The 23606-nt window shown below is 72.5% G+C and carries 26 protein-coding genes and 1 pseudogene; 11 read left to right on the top strand and 16 right to left on the bottom strand.

Annotation, left to right across the window (positions count from 1 at the left end; all coding sequences use genetic code 11):
• Positions 1 to 55 precede the first annotated feature (55 nt).
• The gene (locus ACWD0A_RS15595) at positions 56 to 676 is read right to left on the bottom strand and encodes a nucleoside/nucleotide kinase family protein (RefSeq protein WP_451298319.1); all 621 of its coding nucleotides are present in this window, start codon (positions 674 to 676) and stop codon (positions 56 to 58) included.
• A gap of 43 nt (positions 677 to 719) precedes the next feature.
• Between ACWD0A_RS15595 and ACWD0A_RS15590 the strand changes: the two are divergent.
• Both ACWD0A_RS15590 and ACWD0A_RS15585 read left to right on the top strand, forming a co-directional pair.
• A pseudogene (locus ACWD0A_RS15590) lies at positions 720 to 1105 on the top strand (VOC family protein).
• 11 nt (positions 1106 to 1116) lie between these two features.
• Positions 1117 to 2586: a hypothetical protein gene (locus ACWD0A_RS15585; RefSeq protein ID WP_451298317.1), complete on the top strand. Its 1470-nt coding sequence runs from the start codon at positions 1117 to 1119 to the stop codon at positions 2584 to 2586.
• A gap of 27 nt (positions 2587 to 2613) precedes the next feature.
• On the opposite strand, the gene ACWD0A_RS15580 is transcribed toward ACWD0A_RS15585, so the two are convergent.
• Entirely contained in the window at positions 2614 to 3789 is a 1176-nt protein-coding gene (locus tag ACWD0A_RS15580; protein WP_451298315.1) for a lactonase family protein, read from the bottom strand.
• Between the two features lie 194 nt (positions 3790 to 3983).
• Here ACWD0A_RS15580 and ACWD0A_RS15575 point away from each other — a divergent pair, with 194 nt between their 5' ends.
• Positions 3984 to 5561 carry a substrate-binding domain-containing protein gene (locus ACWD0A_RS15575; RefSeq protein WP_451298313.1) on the top strand — a complete coding sequence of 526 codons (1578 nt, stop codon included), beginning with the start codon at positions 3984 to 3986 and terminating at the stop codon, positions 5559 to 5561.
• A 14-nt stretch (positions 5562 to 5575) separates the two neighbouring features.
• On the opposite strand, the gene ACWD0A_RS15570 is transcribed toward ACWD0A_RS15575, so the two are convergent.
• Complete coding sequence (locus tag ACWD0A_RS15570; protein WP_451298311.1) at positions 5576 to 6025, bottom strand: ATP-binding protein; 450 nt, start codon at positions 6023 to 6025, stop codon at positions 5576 to 5578.
• A gap of 160 nt (positions 6026 to 6185) precedes the next feature.
• On the opposite strand from ACWD0A_RS15570, the gene ACWD0A_RS15565 reads away from it, so the two are divergent.
• Together ACWD0A_RS15565 and ACWD0A_RS15560 are read left to right on the top strand one after the other, a co-directional pair.
• Positions 6186 to 7034, top strand: a complete 849-nt coding sequence (locus ACWD0A_RS15565) for a helix-turn-helix domain-containing protein (RefSeq protein ID WP_451298309.1) — start codon at positions 6186 to 6188, stop codon at positions 7032 to 7034.
• Positions 7031 to 7279: a DUF397 domain-containing protein gene (locus tag ACWD0A_RS15560; protein WP_451298307.1), complete on the top strand. Its 249-nt coding sequence runs from the start codon at positions 7031 to 7033 to the stop codon at positions 7277 to 7279. The genes ACWD0A_RS15565 and ACWD0A_RS15560 overlap by 4 nt, the downstream gene beginning before the upstream one ends.
• 51 nt (positions 7280 to 7330) lie before the next feature.
• On the opposite strand, the gene ACWD0A_RS15555 is transcribed toward ACWD0A_RS15560, so the two are convergent.
• The 6 genes from ACWD0A_RS15555 to ACWD0A_RS15530 all read right to left on the bottom strand — a co-directional run bounded on the left by ACWD0A_RS15555 (position 7331) and on the right by ACWD0A_RS15530 (position 13829).
• The gene (locus ACWD0A_RS15555; protein WP_451298305.1) at positions 7331 to 9142 is read right to left on the bottom strand and encodes a vWA domain-containing protein; all 1812 of its coding nucleotides are present in this window, start codon (positions 9140 to 9142) and stop codon (positions 7331 to 7333) included.
• On the bottom strand, positions 9139 to 10200 hold the full coding sequence (locus ACWD0A_RS15550; RefSeq protein WP_451298303.1) for an ATP-binding protein: 1062 nt from the start codon (positions 10198 to 10200) through the stop codon (positions 9139 to 9141). Before ACWD0A_RS15550 ends, ACWD0A_RS15555 begins: the two co-directional genes overlap by 4 nt.
• Before the next feature lie 128 nt (positions 10201 to 10328).
• Positions 10329 to 10736, bottom strand: a complete 408-nt coding sequence (gene msrB, locus ACWD0A_RS15545; RefSeq protein WP_451298301.1) for a peptide-methionine (R)-S-oxide reductase MsrB — start codon at positions 10734 to 10736, stop codon at positions 10329 to 10331.
• An 11-nt stretch (positions 10737 to 10747) separates the two neighbouring features.
• Positions 10748 to 12142, bottom strand: a complete 1395-nt coding sequence (gene murC / locus ACWD0A_RS15540; protein WP_451298299.1) for a UDP-N-acetylmuramate--L-alanine ligase — start codon at positions 12140 to 12142, stop codon at positions 10748 to 10750.
• A 72-nt stretch (positions 12143 to 12214) separates the two neighbouring features.
• Positions 12215 to 12685, bottom strand: coding sequence for an indole-3-glycerol phosphate synthase (locus ACWD0A_RS15535; protein WP_451298297.1), 471 nt, complete (start codon positions 12683 to 12685; stop codon positions 12215 to 12217).
• Positions 12686 to 13046: 361 nt separating this feature from the next.
• A complete protein-coding gene (locus tag ACWD0A_RS15530; protein WP_451298295.1) occupies positions 13047 to 13829 on the bottom strand; it encodes a pyrimidine reductase family protein in 783 nt (260 codons plus the stop codon).
• On the opposite strand from ACWD0A_RS15530, the gene zapE reads away from it, so the two are divergent.
• From zapE to ACWD0A_RS15510, 4 genes are all read left to right on the top strand, one after another.
• Complete coding sequence (zapE, locus tag ACWD0A_RS15525) at positions 13828 to 14943, top strand: cell division protein ZapE (RefSeq protein ID WP_451298293.1); 1116 nt, start codon at positions 13828 to 13830, stop codon at positions 14941 to 14943. The genes ACWD0A_RS15530 and zapE overlap by 2 nt on opposite strands.
• 35 nt (positions 14944 to 14978) lie before the next feature.
• The gene (locus ACWD0A_RS15520) at positions 14979 to 15407 is read left to right on the top strand and encodes an OsmC family protein (protein WP_451298291.1); all 429 of its coding nucleotides are present in this window, start codon (positions 14979 to 14981) and stop codon (positions 15405 to 15407) included.
• Positions 15408 to 15515: 108 nt separating this feature from the next.
• A complete protein-coding gene (locus tag ACWD0A_RS15515) occupies positions 15516 to 16874 on the top strand; it encodes an alkaline phosphatase PhoX (RefSeq protein ID WP_451298289.1) in 1359 nt (452 codons plus the stop codon).
• Positions 16875 to 16990: 116 nt separating this feature from the next.
• The gene (locus ACWD0A_RS15510) at positions 16991 to 17896 is read left to right on the top strand and encodes a PPK2 family polyphosphate kinase (RefSeq protein ID WP_451298287.1); all 906 of its coding nucleotides are present in this window, start codon (positions 16991 to 16993) and stop codon (positions 17894 to 17896) included.
• 12 nt (positions 17897 to 17908) lie between these two features.
• Here the strand turns inward: ACWD0A_RS15510 and ACWD0A_RS15505 are convergent, their stop codons facing one another.
• Positions 17909 to 18322, bottom strand: coding sequence for an organic hydroperoxide resistance protein (locus ACWD0A_RS15505; RefSeq protein WP_177151791.1), 414 nt, complete (start codon positions 18320 to 18322; stop codon positions 17909 to 17911).
• 124 nt (positions 18323 to 18446) lie between these two features.
• Between ACWD0A_RS15505 and ACWD0A_RS15500 the strand changes: the two genes are divergently transcribed.
• The gene (locus tag ACWD0A_RS15500; protein ID WP_451298285.1) at positions 18447 to 18974 is read left to right on the top strand and encodes a MarR family winged helix-turn-helix transcriptional regulator; all 528 of its coding nucleotides are present in this window, start codon (positions 18447 to 18449) and stop codon (positions 18972 to 18974) included.
• 62 nt (positions 18975 to 19036) lie between these two features.
• On the opposite strand, the gene ACWD0A_RS15495 is transcribed toward ACWD0A_RS15500, so the two are convergent.
• Positions 19037 to 20314, bottom strand: a complete 1278-nt coding sequence (locus ACWD0A_RS15495) for a S1 family peptidase (protein WP_451298283.1) — start codon at positions 20312 to 20314, stop codon at positions 19037 to 19039.
• A 139-nt stretch (positions 20315 to 20453) separates the two neighbouring features.
• Complete coding sequence (locus ACWD0A_RS15490) at positions 20454 to 20966, bottom strand: cupin domain-containing protein (RefSeq protein ID WP_451298281.1); 513 nt, start codon at positions 20964 to 20966, stop codon at positions 20454 to 20456.
• Positions 20967 to 21109: 143 nt separating this feature from the next.
• Here ACWD0A_RS15490 and ACWD0A_RS15485 point away from each other — a divergent pair, with 143 nt between their 5' ends.
• Positions 21110 to 22048, top strand: a complete 939-nt coding sequence (locus tag ACWD0A_RS15485; RefSeq protein WP_451298279.1) for a polysaccharide deacetylase family protein — start codon at positions 21110 to 21112, stop codon at positions 22046 to 22048.
• A gap of 19 nt (positions 22049 to 22067) precedes the next feature.
• Here the strand turns inward: ACWD0A_RS15485 and ACWD0A_RS15480 are convergent, their stop codons facing one another.
• The 4 genes from ACWD0A_RS15480 to ACWD0A_RS15465 all read right to left on the bottom strand — a co-directional run bounded on the left by ACWD0A_RS15480 (position 22068) and on the right by ACWD0A_RS15465 (position 23545).
• Entirely contained in the window at positions 22068 to 22271 is a 204-nt protein-coding gene (locus ACWD0A_RS15480) for a hypothetical protein (RefSeq protein ID WP_451298277.1), read from the bottom strand.
• 55 nt (positions 22272 to 22326) lie between these two features.
• On the bottom strand, positions 22327 to 22455 hold the full coding sequence (locus ACWD0A_RS15475; protein ID WP_451298275.1) for a hypothetical protein: 129 nt from the start codon (positions 22453 to 22455) through the stop codon (positions 22327 to 22329).
• Positions 22452 to 22724: a hypothetical protein gene (locus ACWD0A_RS15470; RefSeq protein WP_451298273.1), complete on the bottom strand. Its 273-nt coding sequence runs from the start codon at positions 22722 to 22724 to the stop codon at positions 22452 to 22454. Before ACWD0A_RS15470 ends, ACWD0A_RS15475 begins: the two co-directional genes overlap by 4 nt.
• Positions 22725 to 22867: 143 nt before the next feature.
• On the bottom strand, positions 22868 to 23545 hold the full coding sequence (locus tag ACWD0A_RS15465) for an AIM24 family protein (protein WP_451298271.1): 678 nt from the start codon (positions 23543 to 23545) through the stop codon (positions 22868 to 22870).
• Positions 23546 to 23606 lie beyond the last annotated feature (61 nt).

Raw genomic sequence — 23606 nt, 5'->3', positions numbered from 1 at the left:
CACCGGTGAACGGCGGGGCGGGCAGGTCCGGGAACCGACGGGTCCGGGGCGTGGCTCAGCTCACCGCGACCACGAGGTCGGCCCGCTCGCGTCCCCGGCCGATCAGCCGGGCGTTCACCTCGTCCGACTCGCGGACCCAGCGCTCGGCGCACGGCCGCTCCTTGCCAAAGCGCACATGCCGGTCGACGAGCCGGCGCACGCGGGTCGGCTCGTCGAGTTCCAGGAACCAGATCTCGTCGATCAAGGGGCGGACACGGGCCCAGTCCCCTTCGTCGTGGAGGAGGTAGTTGCCCTCGGTGACGACGAGGGGGATGTCGGGCCCGACCGGGATGCTGCCCGCGACCGGCTCCTCGATCCCCCGGTCGAAGGCGGGCGCGTAGACGGTGGTGTCCGGTTCCGGCGCCCGCAGACGGGCGAGCAGCGCGGCGTATCCGGCGGCGTCGAAGGTGTCGGGTGCGCCCTTGCGATGGGCGAGCCCGAGGCGCTCCAGTTCGCTCTGGGCCAGGTGGAAGCCGTCCATGGGGACGAGCACGGCGAGGCCGTCCAGGGCGGCGACGAGACGGTCGGCGAGGGTGGACTTGCCGGCGCCGGGCGCTCCGGCAAGGCCCAGGATGCGGCGCCGCCCGGGGGCGGCGAGGGCACGGGCGCGGTCCAGCAGGTGCGGCGGGAGGCTCATGGCGTGCATTGTCGCACTGCCGTCATACGTATAACCTCGCTTCATGTCCTTCATCGCCCTGGTCTCCCTCGTCGTCCGCGAGTACGACGAGGCCATCGCTTTCTACCGTGACGCTCTCGGCTTCGACCTGGTCGAGGACACGGACCGCGGGGACTCCTCGCGGTGGGTGGTGGCCCGCCCGGCGCCCCGGCCGGCACGGGCCTCCTGCTCGCCCGGGCGAAGAACGCCTCCGAGCGCGCGAGCGTGGGCGCGCAGACGGGCGGCCGGGTCGGCTTCTTCCTCCACACCGACGACTTCGCCCGCGACCACGCCCGGATGACGGCGGCGGGGGTGCGCTTCCTGGAGGAGCCGCGGTACGAGCCCTATGGCACGGTCGCGGTCTTCGAGGACCTGTACGGCAACAAGTGGGACCTGCTGGAGCCCCAGTAGGCTCCGGCCACATGACCGACCCCGTACTGCGACTGCTCCGCGAGCGACCGGATCTGGCCGAACTGGCCGCGTTTCCTTTCGGCTTCGACATCGGTCGCGCCTGCCACGTCGAGGACGTGCACCTGGCGTCCGGTGCGTCGCTGGAGCCGGTCGCCGGTGACGACACCGGCGGCACGTACTTCGTCTGCGCGGACGGCGCGGTCCTGTACGCCTCGTCCGAGGGCGAGGCGGTCCTGGTCGGCGGCAGTGTCACCGAGGCCCTGGAGATCCTGATCGGACTTCCCTCGTACTGCGAGGGCATCGAGCCCGGTCTCGACGAGGAGCAGCTGCTCGCGGCACTGCGCGAGGGCGACGCCGGGGCGCGGGAGCAGTTCGCCCCCGAACCGGACGCCCGGCGCGCCGCGTTGGTCAGCGGCCTGAGCCTGCCCGTCCGGCCTCCGCTGGAACTCCTCGGCCTGTCGTACGCGGCCGCCCGGCGCACGGAGCCGGAGCACCTGCTGCTCAACTCCGCCGAGCTCTGCGCCTACCGGCTGCCGGAGGGGGCGGCGCCCGACCCGCTGCGGGACGTCGTCCTCGCTCCCGGCCGCGCGGCACTGGAACGGATGCGGTCCGGCGGGCCCGCGTCCTGGACGGAGGCGGGCGCCGATCCGGTACTGCGGGCCGGGGTGGTGCGCGCGGCGCAGTACGACCGCCGCGCGGACGACCTTCCCCTGCTGCGCTTCCTGCTGGAGCGTGAGAACGCCGAGCGCACGCCGTGGTTCGAGGAGCGGCGCCTCGCCGCGGTGCTGGTGGCCCTGCACGGGCGGGCCGAGGACATCGCCCTCGTCCGGTCGGCGCACGGCGGGTGCGCGTCCGACGACCCGGCCGGTGCCGTCGCGTGGGCGCGGGAGGAGGACGCGAAGAGGTACGGCCCTGAGCCCGCGGCCGAGAGCGAGTTCACCTGGATCGGCCTGGCCCGCCGACAGGGCCGCACCGAGCACGCGCGGGTGGCGCTGATCCGCATGCTGGACGGCACCGGGCCGGACGGCGAGCGGCTGCGTGCCCTCAGCCGGGCTCTGGAGGACCTCGGGGACCACGGGCAGGCGGCCCGCGCGCAGTTCGACCTCGCCTCGCTCCAGGACACCGGCTGGGACCGTGCCGCGGAGACCTACGTCCTGGCCCGCGTCGAGCGCCGGAAGGGCGATCTCGCCGCGGCGGGCAGGGCGCTGGGCCGGGCGCGAGTCGCCGTCGGCCTGGGCGACGGTCCCGCACCCGACGAGACGGTCGTGGAGTGGCACCGCCGGGGGCTGGGCCGGCAGATCACGGAGCAGCATCTCGAACTGGTCCTCGCGGCGGTCGAGGCGGGCGACCACGCCCTCGCACGGGAGGCGATGGCTCACGCCGAGCTCCTGCTGAAGACGATCGCCGGGCAGTTCCGCAGCTCCCTGAGCGAGCTGTCGACCCGGGCGAAGTGGGCGGTCGCGGCCCTGCCCAGAACCTAGGGACGCCCCGGCGGATCCGGACGCCGTCTAGAGCGGGAGTGCGCAGACCGCCGTGGGGAACTCGAACGCCTCGCCCGCAGACCGCAGTTCGCCCGTGCCCGCGTCCACGTGGAAGACGGTGACGGTGCCGGAGCGCTGGTTCGCCGCGAACAGCAGACCCCCGGAGGGCGACAGCGCGATCTGGCGCGGGAAGTCGCCGCCGACCGGCACCGTGTCCAGCAGCCGCAGCCGGGAGCCGCGGGCCTCGACGGCATAGCGGGTCAGGGTGTCGGGGCCGCGGTTGGCGTGGTAGGCGTACGCGCCGTCGGGGGTGACCACGAGCTGGGCGGGGTAGCTGGTGCCGGGGCCTGTGCCGGTCGACTGCGGCTCGCCGGGCCGCAGCGTGCCGCTCGCCGGGTCGTAGGCACAGACCGTCACCGTGTTGTCCAGCTCGTTCGCGAGGTACGCGTACCGGCCGGACGGGTGGAACGTCAGGTGGCGCGGTCCGGCTCCCGGGCGCGCGGCCGCGCGGGACACCTCCGTCAGCGTCCCCGCCCTGGTGTCGAGGCGGTAGGTGTACACGGTGTCGTTGCCGAGGTCCACGGCGAGGACGTGGCCGCGGTCGGGTGTGGTGATGATCTGGTGCGCGTGCGGCGACGGGCCCGCGTGCCGGACGAGGTCCGTGCGCTCGCCGAGCGCCCCGGAGTCGTCGATGGGATGGACGGCGACACTGCCCGACCCGTAGTTGGCACTGAGCAGCCAGCGCCCGGAGGGATGCACGGACACATGGGCGGGAGCGGCCCCGCCCGTGGAGCGGCTCCCCAGCACCTGGTGCCTGCCGTCGTCCGCGAGCCGTACGGCGGTCACTGCTCCGTCCTCGCGCTCGTTGACGGCGTACAGCGTGCGGCCGGAGGGGTGCACGGCCAGATACGAGGGGTCCGCGACACCCTCGACCACCCCGGTCCCGGTGATACGGCCCGTCCTGTCGTCGTACACGGCGACGCCGATGCCTCTGCCGCCGCCCTCCACGGAGGTGTACGTCCCGAGGTAGAGCGGCCGCGTCCGGCGGGTGCGGGACGTGGGTGTGACCGCCACCTGCGAGCGCGTCCGCGTGCCCGGGTCCTCTGCGGTGCCGCAGGCGGGCAGCACCGTCGCCGCGGCGACGGCGGACAGCCCTCCGAGGAAACGACGCCGGCCGGGATGCGCCACGTTGTCCATGCCCATGCTCCGCAGCCTAACCACGAGCGCCCCCCGGCACAGGACCCCCGCGCGTCCCGGCCAACTCCGGGTGAACAGCCGTCACGGCAGCAGTCGGGCCGGTGAACAGGCCCCGAAGACTCACGGCAGCCGTGGCAGCCCCCGCCGACGCGCTCGTAATTTTGGCGCACATCTGGATCCGGTCAGTACGGGAGTCGGCGGTGAACGGTTTTCCCTGGGAGTCGACGATCGCCATCCTCGGTCTGGCCATCCCGGTGGCGGCCGCGGCGTGGGAGTTCGCGCTCGTGGGCCGCAAGCGGCTCGGCTACCGGATCCAGATGGACACCACCGCGCCGGACGCGGCCGAGGCCCCGCACGCCGGGGTGCTGCGGCAGATGCAGCGGGACGACGCCTCGCTGCGCGATCCCTCGTTCGCGCTGCTGCGCATCGAGAACAGCGGCTGGACCCTGATCGACTCCGACGACTATGTCTCGCAGGGCTCCGCCGACGTCGGCATAGAGGTCCGCTTCCCGGGGCGTCAGGTCGTCGGCATGGTCGTGACCGAGATGAGCCACGACTACCTGCGCCGGTCCTTCGTGAACACGCCGCGCGACGGTGTCCCCGCCGAGGCGGCCCCCGGCCTCGAGGTGATCGACGGCCGCATCACCCTCCCGAAGGTGGCCCTCAACCGCGGCAACCACTACAAGGTCCTCGCGGTCCTGGAACGTGAGCCGGAGTTCACCGCTCCGGAGTTCCCCGACCCCGTGGTCGTCGCCGGCATCAAGGGCGGGGTGCACGGCGGGTCGATCAGGAAGACCGCGAGCCACGTCCTCGCCTCGAAGCCCGTCATGATGTTCATCGCCATGCTGGTCCTCGTGGCGGCCGCCCAGTCCTTGACCACGTTCACCAGGGACGAGGTCCGGGCCGCCCCGCTGGACTGCGCCAAGGGGACACTGGTCCTCTCCGGCTCCACCGCGTTCGCGCCCGTCGTCCGCGAGGCCGCGAAGCAGTACGAGAAGACGTGTCCCGACGCCCGCATCCCCATCACCGAGAACTCCTTCAAGGGCAGCGTCGCCGGACTCGACTCGCTCGCCGCGGCCGGCCGGAGCGCGAAACAGCAGGGCAGTGCCGGGCTCCCCGACCGGCTGGCGTTCACCGACGGGGTCAAGAGCGTCCGCCGCCCGCAACTGCTGCCGAGACCCGTCGCGTTGTCCCTGTTCACCCTGGTGGTCAACAAGGACGCCGGGGTTCAGGACCTCTCCCTGAAGCAGGTCAGGGAGATCTACACGGGCCGCGTCACCGACTGGCGGCAGGTCGGCGGCAACGATCTCCCCGTCCAGCTCGTGAGCCGCAACCCCGGCTCCGGTACCCGCTCCACGCTCGTGCAGCAGGTCCTCGGCGGCAAGGAACTGATGGAGGTCACGGAAGGCGACTGCGTGGCCATGGACGGGAGCAGGGCGGGCCGCTGCGAGGTCGGTGACACCGGCACCCTCCTGGACACCGTGGCCGCGACCCCCGGGGCGCTCGGCCACAGCGAGGTCGGCGCCACGCTCACCCGCGACGACCTCCGGCGGGTACGGATCGACGGCTACGCGGCCACGCTGGAAGGCGCCGACGACGGCGCGTACCCGTACTGGCAGACCGAGTTCGCCTACACCTACGGGGAGCCGCCCGCCGACTCGATCGCCGCCGGCTTCCTGCGCTACCTGGCGAACGAGGTCGGCAAGGACATCCTCCGCGCCCAGGGCCACCGCCCCTGCGCCGAACTGGCGAAGCCGCTGCTCTGCCGCCCCACCTGAGGGCCGCCTGCGGGTCAGCGCGACGGCAGGTCCAGCTCGGCCCGGACGGTCTTCCCGACGGGCACCCGGTCGAGCACCGCCCACCGGTCGGCCAGGCTCTCCACCAGCAGCAGCCCGCGCCCGCTGTCGGCGACGGCTCCCGGCGCCGCCAACCGGCCGGGAACGGGCGGCCGCCGCTCACCCCGGGTGTCCGAGACCTCGATACGCAGCGTGCCGGGCGAGCAGGTGAGCCTCAGCTCGAAGTCCCGGCCCGGCACGCGCCCGTGCGTCGCGGCGTTCGCGGCGAGCTCGGCGACGATCAGCGCGGTGTGGTCGGACGTCTCCGTGCCGTGCGGGAAGCCCCAGGCGTGCAGCTGGTGAAGCGTCAGGTGACGAGCGAGGCGTGCGCCGAGCGGGGTGGAGCTGAAGCGCTGGGCGAAAGTACGTACGGTGCCCGGCAGTTGCGGTGTGCGCGGTGAGTGCATGGCCCTCACCGTGTCGGGCGCGATGCAGTTCCCCCAGATCAGGAACCCGTACGCTGAGTCAGCGTACGGGTACGCGCGGTGGACAGTACGGGTAACTGACCGTGACCATGGAGCAGTTGCGGGGTTGCTCAGCACAGGTACGCGCGGGAGGGGGCCGTAGATGACGGCGGAGACGACAGGCGGCAGTTCAGGCGGTGCGGGCGGGGAGCCGGAGGTCTCGGACGGCCTGAAGTCCTTCGGGGAGGTGGTCAAGTCCTTCCGGAAGCGGGCGAGGCTGACGCAGGAGGAGTTCGCGCCACGCGTGCAGTACTCGCTGCCGACGGTCGCCTCGATCGAACAGGGCAGGCGGTTCCCCCCGGCGGACTTCGTCGACCGGGCGGAAGAGGTACTGGACGCGTTCGGCACGATCAGGGGCGCGGCACGGCACCTGTCACGGCGGCCCGGGCTGGCGAGCTGGTTCCGCCAGTGGGCGGGCCTGGAGGCGGAGGCGGTGAGCCTCTACACGTACGAGTGCCGGTTGATTCCGGGGCTGTTACAGACGGAGGCGTACGCGCGGACGCTGTTCACGAACCAGTTGCCGCCGCTGGGCGACGAGCAGATCGAGGCTCGGCTGGCGGCGAGGATGGATCGGCAGCGGTTGCTGGAGCGGCCGAACACGGCGTACAGCTTCATTCTCGAAGAGCACCTGTTCCGGCGGCGCACGGGCGGGAAGCAGGTCACGCTGGAGCTCGTCGACCACGTCCTCGCCCTCGCCGAACTGCGCAACATCGAGGTGCAGATCATGCCGCTGGTGCGCGAGGACCACGCCGGTCTGCACGGTCCCATGCAACTGCTGGAAACCCCGGACAACCGCTGGCTCGGCTACTGCGAGGGGCAGGAGAGCGGCCAGTTCATCTCCGACCCGAAAGTGGTCAGCATGCTCCAGATGCGGTATGCCAGGATGCGGTCACAGGCTCTTACCCTGGAGGACTCCCTGAGCCTGTTGCGGCAGATGCGAGGAGCGGTATGAGCACCCCCGAACTGGCCTGGTTCAAGAGCAGCTACAGCGGCGGCGAGGGCGACAGCTGCGTCGAAGTCGCCCTCTCCTGGCACAAGTCCAGCTACAGCAGCGGCTCCGGCGACAGCTGCGTCGAGGTCGCCGCGTGCCCCGACACCGTCCACGTCCGCGACTCCAAGGACACCGAGGGCCCCCACCTCGCCCTCTCCCCCGCCTCCTGGACCGCCTTCGTCCCGTTCGCCGCCGCCCGGGCCTGACGCCCGGGCGCGGCACGCGTTGAGACGAACCGAACGGACGGGCCGCCCGCGTCACGTCAGCCGGAAGACCGGTCCGCGGGGCGTGAACGGCAGTGACGCGCCCTGCGGGATCAGGAAGGCGTGCTCGCGGCGGATGCGCAACGTGTCGCACCATCCGTCGGTGATGACCAGGACCGGGGCGTTCGCCGGGAAGTCGTCGGCGCGGTGGATCAGGTCGATGCCCGGCTGGAGCACCGTCCCGCCGCGCCCGCGGACCCGTACCCGGCCGGCGATCTCCGCCGGGGGAACGTACCCGGCGTCGTAGGCCGCCGCGTCGCAGAAGACGACGCGGGCGGCCGGGACGTCACGGGCCTCGGCGTACGAGGCGATCGCGCCGAGAGCCTTGCCGAGCAGGGCGCTGTTCATCGAGCCGGACGTGTCGAGGACGACACCGAAGGTGCAGCGGGGCGTCTCCTCGGACGGGAAGTACCGTCCGGCGCGCGGGATGTCGGGGGTGGACGCCTGTCGGCGGCCCGGGCGCGCATAGGACCGTACGGGCTCGGGCCGGGGCACGTACTCGTCGAACCAGCGGGCCAGTCGCGCGTCCCACGGCACGGGCGGGTGGGCCAGGGCGCGGATCTCCTGGACGAGACCGGCGGGCAGCAGACCGCGCTCGCCGTACTGGTGCAGGTCGAAGCCCTGCACCAGGCCGCGCCGGTAGAAGTCGTCCAGGTCGGCGTAGGGGCGGGCGTCCGGGTGCGGCAGCGGCTCGCCGAGGATGTCGCCGGTGCCCTTGCCGCGCAGGGTCGCCAATCGGCGACGGCGGCGCAGGTCGGTGGCGATGCGGTCGTAGACCTCCTCCACCGACAGGTCCTTGAGGTCGGGGTCGTACAGCAGCCCCTCGGGCATCTCGCCGACACGCATCTGGACCAGCCAGCCGTTGACGACGAAGTCGGCGGCGACGTTGAAGAGCACCGGGTCGCGGGTGCCGCGGCGTTCGCCGTGGCGCAGGGCGGCGTGCAGCATCTCGTGCGCCAGGATGAAGCGCCACTCCTCGTCGGTGAAGGTGCGCAGCGGATTGATGTAGATCTCGCCCGCGACGGAGCTGACGGCGGCGATGGAGATGTCCTGGGTGCGGGCGAGTTCGGCGTCGGCGACGACCGTGAGGCCGGCCGCCAGGCCGCCGAGCAGGGGGTACGAGGAGACGAACCAGTTCAGGGCACGGTCCCAGGGCCGCTGGGGCACGCGCTCGCCGGTGACGCGGTCGCGACGGCCGCCCGCCACGTCCATGGCGGCGGAGACACTGCGGGTGAGCGCGTGGGCGAAGGCGGTCTCCCAGTCGGGCGGGGCGGTGTTCCACATCTGCCAGGGCACCAGGACCTGGTCGGGGTGCTCGCCCGCGGTGCCGCACCGCTCGTAGGCGGCGGGGATGCCGTCGCGACGCCAGCGGGCGGCGAGCATCGCCTCGTCGCCGCCCGGATACGTCTCGGGGAGGTGGCCGGGAGGGCGGCCCACGGGGAAGGTGAGCAGGAAGCGGTTGACCACCGTGCAGCGTGCGGCCCGCTCGAAGCGGTCGGGCTGCTCGCGCCGTGTGTCCTTGGCCGCGGGCACGTGCCCGAACCCGAGGTGCAGCAGGCAGTGCGCGAGGGTCCAGGCCCAGTCGTCCGGTTCGGCACGCCGAGTGGGGTGGACGTGGACGACGCCGTTGGAGTCCACGGCCGCAAGTCCCCCGGCAGGCGTGGCGGCGCACTTGGCCTGTCGGCAGAACTCGGCCTCGACGGCGGCGAAGGCCGGGTTCCGCTTGACCATGGCGAGCCCGGCGGCGAACGCCTCGGTGGCCGGGTCGGGCTTGCCGCCCTGCTGTCCCGCGGCGCCCTTCTTCATCGCCGGGCCTCCACCAGCCGCGGCATGTCGCGGGCGGCCTCGACGAGGAACCAGGAGGGGAGCACCGGCTGCCCGTCGGTGTCGTCCGCGATGACGGTCTGCGCGACCTCGACGGAGATCTCGGCGAGCTGCACGAGCAGCGACTTGGCCCGGTATGCGGTCTGCCGCATCGACGGCGACACGTGCTCCTTCTGCCGCGGCAGCTCCTTCACCAGCCGCCCCCGGAACGCCTCGGCCAGGTAGTAGAGCAGGTCCCGGTCCTGAAGGCGGTTCGGCCAGGAGGCGTCGCCCTTGAGGATCGCCTCGATGCCGAAGGTGTGGCGCACGATCTTGGCGTAGCCGCAGAAGGAGACGGCGTGTGCGGGCGTGAGGGTGCCGTGGGCGACGACCTTGAGGGTGTCCTCGTCGATGCCCGGACCGAAGGAGTGCAGGGCGTCGGAGAGCATGTGCCAGGAGCGGGGCGTGGAGAACGGTTCCTCGGTCTTGGGCGGCTGCGACCAGAGATGGTCGGGGCGGTCGGTGAGGTAGTCCGTCACCCAGGGGTGGATGCCGTGTTCGCCCGCCCATACCAGCCAGTCCGCCGACGACGCCTGGAGATGCACATGGGTGAGGCGGTTCACCAGGGCCGACGCGATGGGCCGCGCGAGCGCGTTGTCGGTGGCGCGGTTCCCCGCGCCGATGACGATGGAGCCGGCGGGCAGCTCGTAGGACCCGATGCGCCGGTCCAGGATCAGGGAGTAGAACGCCTTCTGGACGTCGAGGGACGCGGCGTTGAGCTCGTCGAGGAAGAGGCAGTACGGCTCGTCGCGGGCGATGGCCTCGGGCGGGCAGAACACGGAGCGCCCGTCACGGATCTGCGGCACCCCGATCAGGTCCTCGGGCGCCAGCTGCGTCCCGAGCAGACTCACGCACTCCAGCCCGAGCGATTCGGCGAACCTCCGCACGAGCGACGACTTCCCGATCCCGGGCGCGCCCCACAGGAAGACGGGCCGCACGGTGGCGAGCCCGAGCAGCAGTTCGGGAACCTGGGCGGGGGTGACGGTGACGGCGGCCTGCACGCGGAAGTGTTCCTTCGGTTCGCGGGGACGGGAACGGGCCCGCCCAGTCTGGGCGGGCCCGGCAGTCGGCGCAGCCGATTTTTCTCCCGGTCAGTGCCGCGACCGGCAGTGTTCGCCGGGCAGGGGCGCTAGTCCGCGTCCGGCTCCAGTCGCAGCGAGATCGAGTTGATGCAGTACCGCTGGTCCGTGGGCGTCGGGTAGCCCTCGCCCTCGAAGACGTGGCCCAGGTGCGAGCCGCAGCGGGCGCAGCGGACCTCCGTGCGGACCATGCCGTGGGAGCGGTCCTCGATCAGTTCGACCGCGTCCGTGTCCTTGGGGTCGTAGAAGGACGGCCAGCCGCAGTGGGACTCGAACTTCGTGTCCGAGCGGAACAGCTCCGCCCCGCAGGCACGGCAGGAGTAGGTGCCGACCGTCTTGGTGTCCGTGTACTCACCGACGAACGCGGGCTCGGTCCCGGCCTGGCGCAGGACCGCGTACTCGGCGGGGCTCAGCTCCGCCCGCCACTGCTCGTCCGGCTTCTCGACCTCGTACGACATCAACCGCTCCCTCAGTTCGACAGGCGGGCCAGGATCTTCGGACCGAGGTCCGTCACGTCGCCCGCGCCCATCGTGAGAACGAGATCGCCGGGCCTCGCCATTCCCGCGATCACGTCCGGGACGGCCGCCTTGTCGTGGACGGCCGTGACCTCGGCGCCGGCGGTGCGCGCGGCGTCTATGATCAGCTCGCTGGTGATGCCCGGGATCGGGTCCTCACGGGCCGGGTAGATGTCGAGGACCACCGAGGCGTCGGCCAGCGCGAGGGCCTGGCCCATCTCCGTGCCCAGCTCCTGGGTGCGGGAGAACAGGTGGGGCTGGAAGACGACGAGCAGGCGGGAGTCGGCGGCCGCGCCGCGCATGGCCTCCAGGTCGGCGGTCATCTCCGTCGGGTGGTGGGCGTAGGAGTCGATGACCTGGACGCCGGCGGCCTCGCCCTTGAGCTGGAGGCGGCGCTTGACGCCGGTGTACTTGCCGAGGGCGGAGGCCAGGTTGTGCGCCGGGATGCCGAGGGCGACGCCGGCGGCGAGCGCGGCCACAGCGTTGTGCGCGTAGTGGCGGCCGGGGACGGAGACGGTGAAGGTGAGGAGGCGGCCCTCCAGCAGGACGGTGACCTCGCTGGTCAGACCGCGCGGGGTGACCTTGTGGATGCGGACGTCCGCGCCCTCGGACTCCCCGTAGGTGACGACCTTCAGCGATGACGCGTCGCGGACGCGGGCGGTCAGCTCGACGGCGCCGGGCTGGTCCGCCGCGACGACCAGGGTGCCGCCCGGGACGACCTTGCCGACGAACGTCTCGAAGGACTCGTAGATCTCGTCCATCGACGCGTAGTTGGCGTGGTGGTCGAGTTCGACGTTGAGGACGATCGCGACCTCGGGGTCGTACTTCTGGAAGCTGCGGTCGCTCTCGTCGGCCTCGGCGACGAAGATCTCGCCCTCGCCGTGCCGGGCGTTGGTGCCCGGGCCCGCGAGGTCGCCGCCGATCGCGTACGAGGGGTCCAGGCCCAGCTCGGTCAGGGCCACGGCCAGCATGGACGTGGTCGTCGTCTTGCCGTGCGTGCCCGCCACGGCGATCGAGCGCAGCCCGGTCATCAGGGAGGCGAGCGCGTCGGAGCGGTGCACGACCGGAACGGACAGTTCGGCGGCGCGCGCGAGCTCCGGGTTGTCGGCGCGGATGGCGCTGGAGACGACGACGCAGCTGGCGTCGGAGGCCAGGTGCTCGGCGGCATGGCCGATGTGCACGGTCGCGCCCAGCGCCCGCAGGGACTCGGCGGTCGCGGACTCCTTGGCGTCGCTGCCCGCGACCTTCGCGCCGCGCTGGGCGAGGATCTTCGCGATCCCCGACATGCCCGCTCCGCCGATGCCGATGAAGTGCGGGCGCTCCATGGCGCTGGGAACGGCGGGTGCCATGTGTCTGTCTCCCGTGGTGTGCGTACACGTGCAGGGGCCCACCCTATTGCCTGCGGGCGGGCCCCCGGTCCGCTACTTGCTGTGCGCGAAGAGCTTGAGCACCGGCACGCCGACCTTGTGCCGGGCACGGGAAGCCCAGTCGCGGTGGAAGAACTCCTCCACGTAGTGCGGCTCGGTCAGCACGATCACCTCGTCCGCGCCGGCCTCGTCGACGACGGCCTTCAGCTTGTCCAGCGGGTGGTCCTCGACGACCTGGCCCACGGCCTCGCAGCCCGCGGCGCGCAGGGCGGCCAGGGAGTGGTCGAGGCCGCGCTGGGCCGGGGCCTTGGCCGCCTCGCCCTCCGGCTCCTCGCCCTCCCGGACGGCCTCCTTCAGCTCTCCGAGCGCGACGTCGTCGATGGCGCGCAGCAGCACGTCGGCCTGGTCACCGCGCGGCTGCATCAGCACGATGAAAGAGACGGCCTCGTCCCCGTGCAGGGTGGTGACGAACTCCACGTCCTCCGAGGTCAGGGGCTTCTCGATCATCAATACGCTTGTGAACACGTTCAGGAGCCCTTCTGCGGAAACCATCCTTCCCCCGTGGCAGCACGGGGTCTGCGAGATAAGTGTGCCCCTCGGGAGCTAAGCGGAACGACAAATTCCGCGATTGTCACCGCCGAGCGTGCGCCACTGGCGCGCGACGGCCGCCCTCGCGCCCCCGTCCGCCACCGGCTGCGCCGACTACGGCTGCCCGCGCGGGGCGGGCCTCACACCCGCGGTCCTCGCGCACCCGGCAGCCTCGGCGCCGCGGCCTCGCGCTCCGCCGTATCGGTCGGGCGCGCCGGGCGCGGCGCGACCAGCGCTGCCGTCGCGCGACCCGGGGCCCGGCGCAGTCCGGACCGGTCGGGCGGCCCCGGAACGGCCCCTACACCTTCCGGTACCGGGTGAAGAGGAAGCCCGCCTCCTCCAGGACCGACGCCAGGGCGAAGCGGGCCGGGTCCGGGAGCGCCGGGCCGCCGGCGATGCGCTGGGCGTCGCCCACCGTCATCGTCGGCGACACCGTCAGGCACAGCTCGTCCAGGACGCCGGCCGCCGCGAACTGGCCCAGCATCCGGGGTCCGCCCTCGGTCAGCAGCCGCACCAGGCCGCGCTCGGCGAGTGCCCGCACGGCCCTCGCGGGCTCGACACCCGGCCCGTCGCCCGCGACGACGACCTCCGCCCCCGCCTTCTCCGCGTCCCTGACCCGGTCCGGGGCAGCGGCGGCGCCGGTCAGGACGAGCGTGGGCACCAGCGGTTCCGTGAACAGCGGCAGGGAGAAGTCGAGACCGAGCGAGGCGCTGACCACGACGATCGCGGGCGCGGGCCCCTGGCCGGCCGCGGCCCTGCGGTCGGCGAAGGCCTCCCGGGCACGGGCGGGCCGGTAGCCCTCGAGCCGTACGGTCTCCGCGCCGACGACGACGGCGTCGGCGAGACCCCGCAGGGTGCCGAAGATCCGCATGTCCGCGTCGGAGGAGATGGGCTGCGAGCGGCCGTCGTGCTGGGCCGCGCCGTCGAGCGAGGAGACCATGTTCGCCCGCAGCCAGGCGCCCTCCCGCTCCTCGCCGGTGGGGTACGCGTAGGCATCGGCCAACTCGTCGAGCGACCACTCCCGGTCTTCCCGGATGTCGGCGGGCGGTGTCTGGTCGGTCACAGGGAACAGGCGTCGCATGCTGTGCAGTCTTACATGGCCCTTACAGTTGGGTACTGTGCCGACCAGCCCGATAACCGAAGCCGCGCCCCTGTCGCTCTGCGCCCGCGAGCCGCACGTCCCCGCCGACCGTCTGGTCGCCGAGATGGTGCCGCCGCCGCGCTTCGACGCGGTGCGCTTCGACACGTACGTCCCCGATCCCCAGCAGCCGAGCCAGGTCGAAGCCGTCAAGGTGCTGAGCGACTTCGCGTCCGGTCTCGGCGGTGCGCACGCCGCGGGCGGCGGCAAGCGGCGCTGGTTCTCCAGGGCCCCCAAGAACGCGGCGCCCGCCGCGCCGCGCGGGGTCTATCTCGACGGCGGGTACGGCGTCGGCAAGACCCACCTCCTCGCCTCGCTCTGGCACGCCACCCCCGCCGAACCCGCGCTCAAGGCCTTCGGCACGTTCGTCGAGCTCACGAACCTGGTCGGCGCGCTCGGCTTCCAGCAGACCGTCCGCACCCTCAGCGGACACCGGCTGCTGTGCATCGACGAATTCGAACTCGACGACCCGGGCGACACCGTCCTCGTCTCCACGCTGCTCGGCAAGCTGGTCGACGCGGGCGTCGCGCTCGCCGCGACCTCGAACACGCTGCCCGGCAAGCTCGGCGAGGGCCGGTTCGCCGCCGCCGACTTCCTGCGCGAGATCCAGGGCCTGTCCGCGCACTTCCGCCCGCTGCGGATCGACGGCGAGGACTACCGTCACCGCGGCCTGCCCGAGGCCCCTCCCCCGTACTCCGACGAGCAGGTCACCAAGGCCGCGTACGCGACCCAGGACGCCTCCCTCGACGACTTCCCGCAACTGCTGGAGCACCTGGCCAGGGTCCACCCGAGCCGCTACGGCGCGCTGACCGACGGGGTGCGGGCGGTGTGCCTCACCGACGTCCAGCCGGTGCCCGACCAGTCGACCGCGCTGCGGCTCGTCGTCCTCGCCGACCGGCTGTACGACCGGGAGGTCCCGGTGCTCGCCTCGGGCCTGCCGTTCGACAGGCTGTTCAGTGACGAGATGCTGAACGGCGGCTACCGGAAGAAGTACTTCCGGGCGATCTCCCGGCTCACCGCCCTGGCGCGGGACGCGAAGGCCTTGGTGGCGCAGTAGGTTGGGGCGGTAAACCCGATCTGAAGGGAACCATCATGGCCACCACGCGTCAGGCCCACAACGTCTGGGAAGGCAGCCTGCTCGAAGGCAAGGGCGTCGTCTCTCTCGACTCCTCCGGCATCGGCGAGTACCCCGTCACCTGGGCGGCACGGACCGAGCCCGCCGAGAGCGGGCGCACCAGCCCCGAGGAGCTGATCGCAGCGGCTCACTCCAGCTGCTTCAACATGGCCTTCTCACACGCCCTCGCGGGTGCCGGCACGCCGCCGGCCCGCCTGGAGACCAAGGCCGATGTGACCTTCCAGCCCGGCGAGGGCATCACCGGCATCCACCTGACCGTCGTGGGCACGGTCCCCGGTCTGGACGAGGCCGCCTTCGTCAAGGCCGCCGAGGACGCCAAGGCGAACTGCCCGGTGAGCCAGGCGCTGAGGGCCACGCCGATCACGCTCACCGCCACGCTGGGCTGAGCGGAGCGCACCACGGGCCACAGTGGCCCGCATGGTTACGCAGCGGCCGTCTGCGTGATACACACATGCGGGTCACATTCCTGTCCGCCAGCAGGGAGTTGGTGCCTCATGACCGCTACACGACGTCAAGTCCTGGCCCAGGCCGGTGCGGTGGGTGCGGGTATCGCGTTCACCGGTGCGTTCTCCGAACTCTTCGCGGGCACGGCCGCCGCCCGCGGCCACGGCGGGTACGGCCCGCTGGTGCCCGATCCCGACGGCCTGCTCGATCTGCCGAAGGGCTTCCGCTACAGGGTCCTGTCCAGGGAAGGCGACCAACTGAGCCTCGGGCAGGGCAGGATACCGAGCAACCACGACGGCATGGCGGCCTTCGCCGGCCGCCGCGGCCGCGTCCACCTCGTCCGCAACCACGAGAACCGGCACACCGCCCGGATCCCCGTGCCGGCCGTCGAGGGCCTGACCTACGACCCGATGGGCAAGGGCGGGTGCACGGCGCTGGAGCTGGACGGCCGCAACAACGTGCTGTCGCAGCAGGTCGCCATCGCCGGTACCGCGGTCAACTGCGCCGGCGGTCCCACCCCGTGGGGCACCTGGCTCACCTGCGAGGAGACCGAGGACAGAGCCGGCACCAACGGCTACACCAAGGACCACGGCTTCATCTTCGAGGTCGACGGGGCCGACCCGCGCCGCACGGGTGCCGTGCCGCTCACCGCGATGGGCCGCTTCCAGCACGAGGCGATCGCCATCGACCCGTCGAGCGGGATCGTGTACGAGACGGAGGACGCCTTCCAGCGCCCGTTCGGCCTCTTCTACCGCTTCCTGCCCGCCAAGCCGTTGGGCGGGACCGGTTCGCTGCGGGCGGGCGGTGAGCTCCAGGCGATGCGGGTGCCGGGCGTGCCCGACCTGTCGGGGATCCAGGAGACCGGGGCGCGCTTCGACGGGATCGAGTGGGTGCCCGTACCGGACAGCCAGGCGAAGCAGACGCCGATCCGGCTCCAGGACTTCGGCCCCCGGGGCATCACCCACGCCCAGAAGCTGGAGGGGTGCTACTGGGGCGGCAACTCGGTCTACTTCGTGTCCAGCTTCGCGCGCAGCGCGGAGGGGTCGGCGGCGGACCACTACGGACAGGTGTGGAAGTACGAGCCCGCACGGCGGCGCCTCACCCTGGTGATCGTCTTCGGCCCGGACACGGACGTCCAACTGCCGGGCGAGTCCCCCGACAACATCTGCCTCGCGCCGAGCGGCGGCCTGATGGTGTGCGAGGACGGCGACGGCGCGCAGCACGTGTACGGGCTCACCAAGCGCGGCGAGGTGTATCCGATGGCACGGAACGCGCAGAACATCGGCACCCCGGAGGAGCCCGAGTGGGGTGAGTTCGCGGGCGTCGCGTTCTCGCCGGACGGCGGCACGATGTACGTGAACTGCTACACGCCGGGCACGACGTTCGCGGTCACCGGCCCCTGGCGCTGACCGGACCCGTCCCGGCGCCCGCGGGCGCGGCACCGCTGTATGCGGTGCCGCGCTCGCGGCGGCGGGCGTCGCGTCGCACGATCGTGGGAGACGCACGGACGCGGAAGGGGCACGCGGTGGCCAAGGACGACGCGAAGAAGCAGCGCGGGCGGACCGCCGGGACCGACGAGCCGCAACAGCCCGTCGCGCTGAGCGAGCTGCTGCGGATCCCGCCGGGCGACCGTGTCGACCTGTCCCGCCACGACCCGTCCGCCACCCCGGGCGGCCCGCCCGACAAGGCGGCCGGCCTGGCGGCGACCGCCCTGATGGGCCCGCGCCTCGCCGATCTCCAGGAACGGCTGTACGCGGCGGCCACGGCGGGCGACCGCCGCCGCCTGCTGCTGGTGCTCCAGGGCATGGACACCAGCGGCAAGGGCGGCACGCTCAACCATGTCGTGGGCCTGTTCAACCCGGTGGGCTGCCGTATCAAGGCCTTCAAGGCGCCGACGCCGGAGGAGCGCGGCCAGCCCTTCCTGTGGCGTATCAACCGGGCGCTGCCGCACCCCGGCGAGATCGGCATCTTCGACCGCTCGCACTACGAGGACGTGCTGATCGCCCGCGTGCGCGAGCTCGTCCCCCGCGAGCGGCTCACCCGCCGCTACGGGCAGATCAACCGCTTCGAGAACGAGCTCGCCGAGGACGGCGTCACTCTGGTCAAGGTCTTCCTGCACATCGGCTTCGACGAGCAGCGCCGCCGCCTGCTGAACCGGATCGACAACCCCGCCAAGCACTGGAAGTTCAACCCGGGCGACCTGGAGGAACGGGCCCTGTGGCCCGCCTACCAGGAGGCGTACGAGATCGCCCTGGAACGGTGCTCGACGCAGGCGGCGCCCTGGTTCGTCGTGCCGGCCGACCACAAGTGGTACCGCAACTGGGCGGTCAGCAGGCTCCTGCTGGAACACCTCGAAGCCATGGACCCGCGGTTCCCGCCGGGCGGCTTCGACGCGGCGAAGTGCCGCGAGTGGCTGCTGGCCGGGACCTGACCACGTCGGTGGTCACTCGATGACGAGCTCGACCGGCAGGTTGCCGCGGGTCGCCTTGGAGTACGGGCAGTACGCGTGCGTCTTCTCCAGCAGCTCGCGGCCCGCCTCGCCCTGGAGGTGGTCGGGGAGCTCGACGCGCATGATCACGGAGAGTCCGAAGCCGCCGTCGGTGTCCTTGCCGATGGAGACCTCGGCGGTCACCGAGGCGTCCTTGACGTCGATCTTCTCCTGGCGGCCGATGGCGCCCATCGCGCTGGCGAAGCAGGCGGCGTAGCCCGCGGCGAACAGCTGCTCGGGGTTGGTGCCCTGCCCGTTGCCGCCGAGGGCCGCGGGGAACGCGAGCGGCAGGTCGATCTGGCCGTCCGAACTGACGGCGCGGCCTTCGCGGCCGTTGGCGGTGGCGACAGCGGTGTAGAGCGCGTCCATGAGTCCATCCCTCTTCGTCCGGTGATGCGGTGGCGGTCCGCCGTGGAGCGGGCCGCCTCACTAATAAAGCACACGATTAAGTTGCGCACAACTCAATAGTCCGCAGCTTGGTACCCTGGGACGCATGAACGGACGCGACGGACGCACGGAGAACACCACACTGCGCGATGTGGCGGACGAGGACTTCCTGCGCCTCGACCACCAGATCTGCTTCTCGCTGCACGCCGCGGCGCGCGCGTTCAACGGCATCTACCGCTCGGCCCTGAAGGACCTGGGCCTCACCTACCCCCAGTACCTGGTGATGCTGGTCCTCTGGGAGCACGGGGAACTGCCCGTCAAGCAGATCGGCGAGCATCTGCGCCTCGACTCGGGCACGCTGTCCCCGCTGCTCAAGCGCCTGGAGGCGACGGGGTACGTGGAGCGCCGGCGTGGTGTGGCGGACGAGCGTTCCGTGACGGCACGGCCCACCGCCGAGGGCGAGGCACTGCGCGACCGGGCGCTGGGCGTGCCGCGCAGGATCGCGGAGGCCACGGGCCTGTCGCTCGACCGGGTGCGGGCGCTGCGCGCGGAGCTGGACGCGCTGACCGCGACGCTGGACACGGCGGCCAGCGGGGCCGGCGACTGCGCCGCGGGCGGGCCGGAGACGGACTGAGGGCGGCGGAGCTCCGGGGGCCGGAAGGCCGCCGGAGCTCCGCCGCCCTGTGCCGGGTGCGGTCAGCCCTGCCTGCGGGCGAACCCGTCGCCGCCGTCCTGCGCGTCGCCGGCGCCGTTGCCCGCGCCCGCGTCGTTCGCGCCTCCGACGTCCTGCGCGCCGCCGCCGTCACCGGTACCCGCGCCCGGGTCACCGGCACCCGCGCCGTCACCGTCCCCGGCGCCGCCCGCGTCCGCGCCGATCTGCGCGCCGACCGCGGCGAGCGCCGTCGTCACCGGCTGGAAGAACGTCTCGCCACCCGACGTGCAGTCGCCGCTGCCGCCCGACGTCAGGCCGATCGCGAGTCCTTCGCGGGTGAACATCGCTCCGCCGCTGTCGCCCGGCTCCGCGCAGACGTCGGTCTGGATCAGCCCGGTGACCGTGCCCTCGGGGTAGTTCACGGTCGCGTTCAGGCCCGTGACCTGGCCGTCGTCGAGGCCGGTGGTGCTTCCCATGCGGAACACCTGCTGACCCACCGCCGCGTCGCCCACGCCCACGATGTCCAGCGTCTGGCCGTTCCCGAGGTCGACCGTGCTCGGCGCCTGCGTCGCCGGGTCGTCGTACGTGACCAGCGCGAAGTCGCCTTCGCCGGGGAACGTCGCGGCCTGGACCGTGCCGATGGGAGCCCCGTTGGCGTCCTCGGACCACTGCTCGGCGGCCACACCGCAGTGGCCCGCCGTGAGGAACCCCGGCGCACCGTCCTGCGTGGTCACGTTGAAGCCGAGGGAACAGCGCGCTCCGCCGCCGAAGACGGCGTCGCCGCCTTCCAGGAAGGTCCTGAACTCGCCCGCCGACTTCTTGATACGAGCCGTGCCGGAGCCCAGCGACCCGACGGCCGACTCCAGCTTGTCCCAGCGTGCGCCGAGAACCGTGCGGTCGGCGGTGACCAGGATCTGGTTGCTCCTCGGGTCGACGGCCCATGCCGTGCCGGGGATGGTGGCCTTCGCGGCGAGTGTGCTCGCCGCGGCTTTCAGCTCGCCCATGCTGTTCTCGACGCTTCTGGCCACGGCGCCGGTCTCGTTGACCTGGCCGATCGCGTCGTCGTCACCGACGACATTGACGACGAGCTGCTTCTTTCCCGCGTCGTAGTAGGCGCCCGCGTACGCCTCGCCCAGTTCGGGGCCCAGCCGCGACAGCAGGTCCTGGGCGGAAGCGGCGCTCATCGCCCTGGGGGCCGCGTCGGCGCCGGAATCCGACTGCGACGCGTTGGCGTGCGGCAGCAGGACGGCCGCCGCGGCGATGCCCACCGCCCCGGCTCCTGCAAGCACGGCCTTTCGCTTGGGTATTCGCCTGTGACTCAACTCGCTGCCTCCTGCGGGGGTACGGAATCCGGTTGCCGAAGGGAACCGGGGGACGCGTCCGACCCTTGATACGGAGGAGGCGTGCGTTGTGCTCATCGACGGCCGTCGTGAAGGACCCGTTCCGCGCGCCGACGAGGCGTCAGACTCCTTCCCCGAAAGGCAGTTCGGTGCCGCAGCGGCTGCAGTACCGTGCGCCGATGTCCTCGGCGGGACGGTCGCAGCCGGGGCAGATCCGGTGGAGCAGGCAGGCGGACTCGCCGCCTTCCGCGGCCCGGCGGGGAGTGCCGGCCTCCGCCGGCCTGATGGAGAGACCGGGCCGCCGCCGGTGCGCCGTCACGTACACGAGCCCGTCCGGCCCGGCGGCGAGGGCGCGCTCGGTGCCGTGGGGCAGCCAGGCCACGCAGCCGGGCCCGAGCCGCTGGGCCTCGCCGCCGACGGTGAGTTCGCCGCTCCCGGCGAGCACACACAGCAGGACGTCCAGGTCGGGCTCGACATGGCGCGCGACGCTGCCGCCGGGCGGGACGCGGATGACGTTGGCGTCCAGCTGGCGGGCGGCCGGATCCAGCCGCCACACGGCGCCGCCCCGGCCTTCCGGCACGGCGAGCAGGTCCTGCATGGTGGCGAGCACACCGGCCGTGGGCGGCGGGGTCATGCCATTCCTCCTGAACGCGAGATCCGCGCGGCGGACCGTGGAACGAGCCGGGGGCATCATTGCACGGTGCAACGGACAGAGCCGAACGCTCTGCCGCGAAAGCAACCCCGACGCAGGAGCCTTCCTGACGGCCCGTCGGACCGATGATCATATATTTTCCGCCAGTGACCACTTCTGCACGAAGATATGCGGCCACGGCCGCCTTGGGAGCCGTACTTGTCGGATGCGGCACCGACCCCGACACCTCCTCCGGCACCGATCCCCACGCCGCCGTACTCGGGGCGTCTGCCTCCCCCACCGCTTCCGGCCCGGACGCCGCGTCGCCCCAGCCGGGCAACCCCCGCGCACCGGGCGCGCGGCAGCGGCCGAAGGCGCCGACCCTCGCCCCCGGGCCGCACGGGCTGACCCCCGTCTTCCGGCGCGCGGCGGCCCCGGCCGCCACGGCTCCCAGGACCGTCGCACTCACCTTCGACGCGGACATGACCGCCGATCAGGGCCCGCGTGCCGCGCGGGGCGAGCGCTTCGACAACCCGGGGCTCATCGCGGCGCTGCGCGCGCTGAAGGTTCCCGCCACCGTCTTCATGACCGGCCGCTGGGCCGAGGAGTACCCCGCGCAGGCGAGGGCCATCGGCACGGACCCGCTCTTCGAAACCGCCAACCACTCCTACAGCCACCACGCCTTCACGCCCGACTGCTACGGGCTCCCGGCCGTCGCCGCGAAGGACATGCGGGCGGACGTGGAACGCGCCTTCACGGCGTTCGAGAAGGCCGGGGTGCGCAACGCGGTGCCGTACTTCCGCTTCCCCGGCGGCTGCTACGACGACGGCGCGCTGCGCGCGATCGCGCCCGCCGAGGTCACCGCGGTGCAGTGGGACGTCGTCAGCGGCGACGCCTTCGCGACCGACGCGGACGCCGTCGCCGAGCAGGTCCTCGCCGGCGTGCGGCCGGGATCGCTCGTGGTCATGCACTGCACGCGCAGCGCGGCGCCGGTCACCGAGGAGGCGGTGCGCCGGATCGTCCCGGAGCTGCGCCGCCGCGGGTACCGCTTCGTGAAGGTCTCGGACCTGATGCGCCCCTCGTAGCGCATCTGCCCGCCCCACGTCAGCCGGAGCAGGCCGATTTCTCGGCCTCTCGCCACTCGCAGACGGGGCACAGGGGAGCGCCCTTGACGGACGCGGGGTACTCGGTCGGCTCGCGGCACAGCACGCACTCGGCGAACTCCTCGCCGGGTGCCGCGTCCGCGGCCGGTCCGGCGGCGGTGCCGGAGTCGGTCGGGGTCTCGCAGTACGGCTCGTGCTCGTCCATAGGTACGACTGTAGTCCGAGGCCGGGGGCGACGCGGGTCCCTGTCGGCTCCCCCGTCAGCACCGCCTGGAGCACAGCAGGCAGGTGATCGCGGCCGCAGCGGCCGCGATCAGCGCCGCGGCCGGCAGGGCGGGCACCGGCAGGTGGACCGTCCCCGTCCGCGAGCCGGTGACGAGGACGCTCACCGGTGCTGGGCGGGTGAGCCGGTGGTCACCAGGGCCAGCAGCGCCGCCGTCGCGGTGGCCGGCAGCGACCAGCCGCGCGCGTGCAGCACGGGCCGGGTGCACAGCGCGCCCACCGCAGCGCCGACCAGGACGCTCACCGCGCGCGCGAGCAGCCCGGCGGCCACAGCGGGCAGCAGGGGGACCACGACCCTGTGGTCGGCGCTCCTCGCGTCGCTGATCAACGCGACGACCCCGGTCGCCACGGCACCGATCGCCCCCGCCCAGGCCACGGCGGCGAGCAGGGCCGACAGGTGTGCCCGCGGCGGCGGCCGGGACGGCGCGCGCGGCGGGCGGCTCCTGGGTGGCGCAGACGGGCACCCCAAGCGGTGACCGGCAGGAGCGAGGCCGTAACGGCGGCCGACTCCTTGCAGCCTCAGCTCTGCGCCGCCTTCTGCGGAGTGGCCTCGCTGGGCCTGACGATCACGAACCCCTCGCCCTCCAGCTTCAACTGGACCGCCTCGCCCGAACCTCCGCGGATCATTGATCCGATGGACTGCGAGCGGTGCAGCGAGGTGTTCAGGTGGGCGCTCCAGCCGACGACCGCATCCGTGTCCACGAACACCGGCTGCTGGTGGGTGACGGGGATCACGATCGGGCTGCCCTCGCAGACGACCGCGAGCTTCCCGTAGCCGGTGAAGACGCTGTTGAAGATGCCGCCGCCCGTCATGCCGGCGCCCTTGACCGTCTTTATCTCGTAGGACAGGGTCGCGTCGAAGCACAGCACGTTGCGGCCGTTGATGGTCAGCGCGTCGCCCTGCTCGATGTCCACGATGAAGCAGTTGGCCGCCTCGTGGGCGAACCACGCCTCGCCCTGGCCGCGCACCGCCATCAACGGCAGGCCCTCGCCCGTGACGACTCGCTTGAGCATGCCGCCGATGCCCTGGCCCTTGCGCTCGAACTGGAGATTGCCGCGGAAGGCGATCATCGAGCCCTGGCGCGCGTGCATCTCCCCGTTGACCGCGTACTTGACCGACTTGGCGTTCTGCAACGTCATCCCCGGCACCGTCGCCTGCTGCGCCATGTTGTCGCCGTTGAAAAGATCGCTCTTCATGGGAGGCATCGTCGCCCGGAGCCACTGGTTCCGCCAACTGCCCCAAAGTGTCGGGGCATGG

Source organism: Streptomyces sp. NPDC002867 (genome assembly GCF_053591895.1).
Note: the sequence above shows the minus strand (reverse complement) of the source record. Positions and strands in the feature narration are given on the sequence as shown.

Bases quoted from the DNA above. Each gene is read 5' to 3' on its own strand.
- ACWD0A_RS15595 (WP_451298319.1), bottom strand. From the start codon at position 676: ATGAGCCTCCCGCCGCACCTGCTGGACCGCGCCCGTGCCCTCGCCGCC.
- ACWD0A_RS15585 (WP_451298317.1), top strand. From the start codon at position 1,117: ATGACCGACCCCGTACTGCGACTGCTCCGCGAGCGACCGGATCTGGCC.
- ACWD0A_RS15580 (WP_451298315.1), bottom strand. From the start codon at position 3,789: ATGGGCATGGACAACGTGGCGCATCCCGGCCGGCGTCGTTTCCTCGGA.
- ACWD0A_RS15570 (WP_451298311.1), bottom strand. From the start codon at position 6,025: ATGCACTCACCGCGCACACCGCAACTGCCGGGCACCGTACGTACTTTC.
- ACWD0A_RS15565 (WP_451298309.1), top strand. From the start codon at position 6,186: ATGACGGCGGAGACGACAGGCGGCAGTTCAGGCGGTGCGGGCGGGGAG.
- ACWD0A_RS15560 (WP_451298307.1), top strand. From the start codon at position 7,031: ATGAGCACCCCCGAACTGGCCTGGTTCAAGAGCAGCTACAGCGGCGGC.
- ACWD0A_RS15555 (WP_451298305.1), bottom strand. From the start codon at position 9,142: ATGAAGAAGGGCGCCGCGGGACAGCAGGGCGGCAAGCCCGACCCGGCC.
- msrB (WP_451298301.1), bottom strand. From the start codon at position 10,736: ATGTCGTACGAGGTCGAGAAGCCGGACGAGCAGTGGCGGGCGGAGCTG.
- murC (WP_451298299.1), bottom strand. From the start codon at position 12,142: ATGGCACCCGCCGTTCCCAGCGCCATGGAGCGCCCGCACTTCATCGGC.
- zapE (WP_451298293.1), top strand. From the start codon at position 13,828: ATGCTGTGCAGTCTTACATGGCCCTTACAGTTGGGTACTGTGCCGACC.
- ACWD0A_RS15530 (WP_451298295.1), bottom strand. From the start codon at position 13,829: ATGCGACGCCTGTTCCCTGTGACCGACCAGACACCGCCCGCCGACATC.
- ACWD0A_RS15520 (WP_451298291.1), top strand. From the start codon at position 14,979: ATGGCCACCACGCGTCAGGCCCACAACGTCTGGGAAGGCAGCCTGCTC.
- ACWD0A_RS15515 (WP_451298289.1), top strand. From the start codon at position 15,516: ATGACCGCTACACGACGTCAAGTCCTGGCCCAGGCCGGTGCGGTGGGT.
- ACWD0A_RS15505 (WP_177151791.1), bottom strand. From the start codon at position 18,322: ATGGACGCGCTCTACACCGCTGTCGCCACCGCCAACGGCCGCGAAGGC.
- ACWD0A_RS15500 (WP_451298285.1), top strand. From the start codon at position 18,447: ATGAACGGACGCGACGGACGCACGGAGAACACCACACTGCGCGATGTG.
- ACWD0A_RS15490 (WP_451298281.1), bottom strand. From the start codon at position 20,966: ATGACCCCGCCGCCCACGGCCGGTGTGCTCGCCACCATGCAGGACCTG.
- ACWD0A_RS15485 (WP_451298279.1), top strand. From the start codon at position 21,110: ATGATCATATATTTTCCGCCAGTGACCACTTCTGCACGAAGATATGCG.
- ACWD0A_RS15480 (WP_451298277.1), bottom strand. From the start codon at position 22,271: ATGGACGAGCACGAGCCGTACTGCGAGACCCCGACCGACTCCGGCACC.
- ACWD0A_RS15465 (WP_451298271.1), bottom strand. From the start codon at position 23,545: ATGAAGAGCGATCTTTTCAACGGCGACAACATGGCGCAGCAGGCGACG.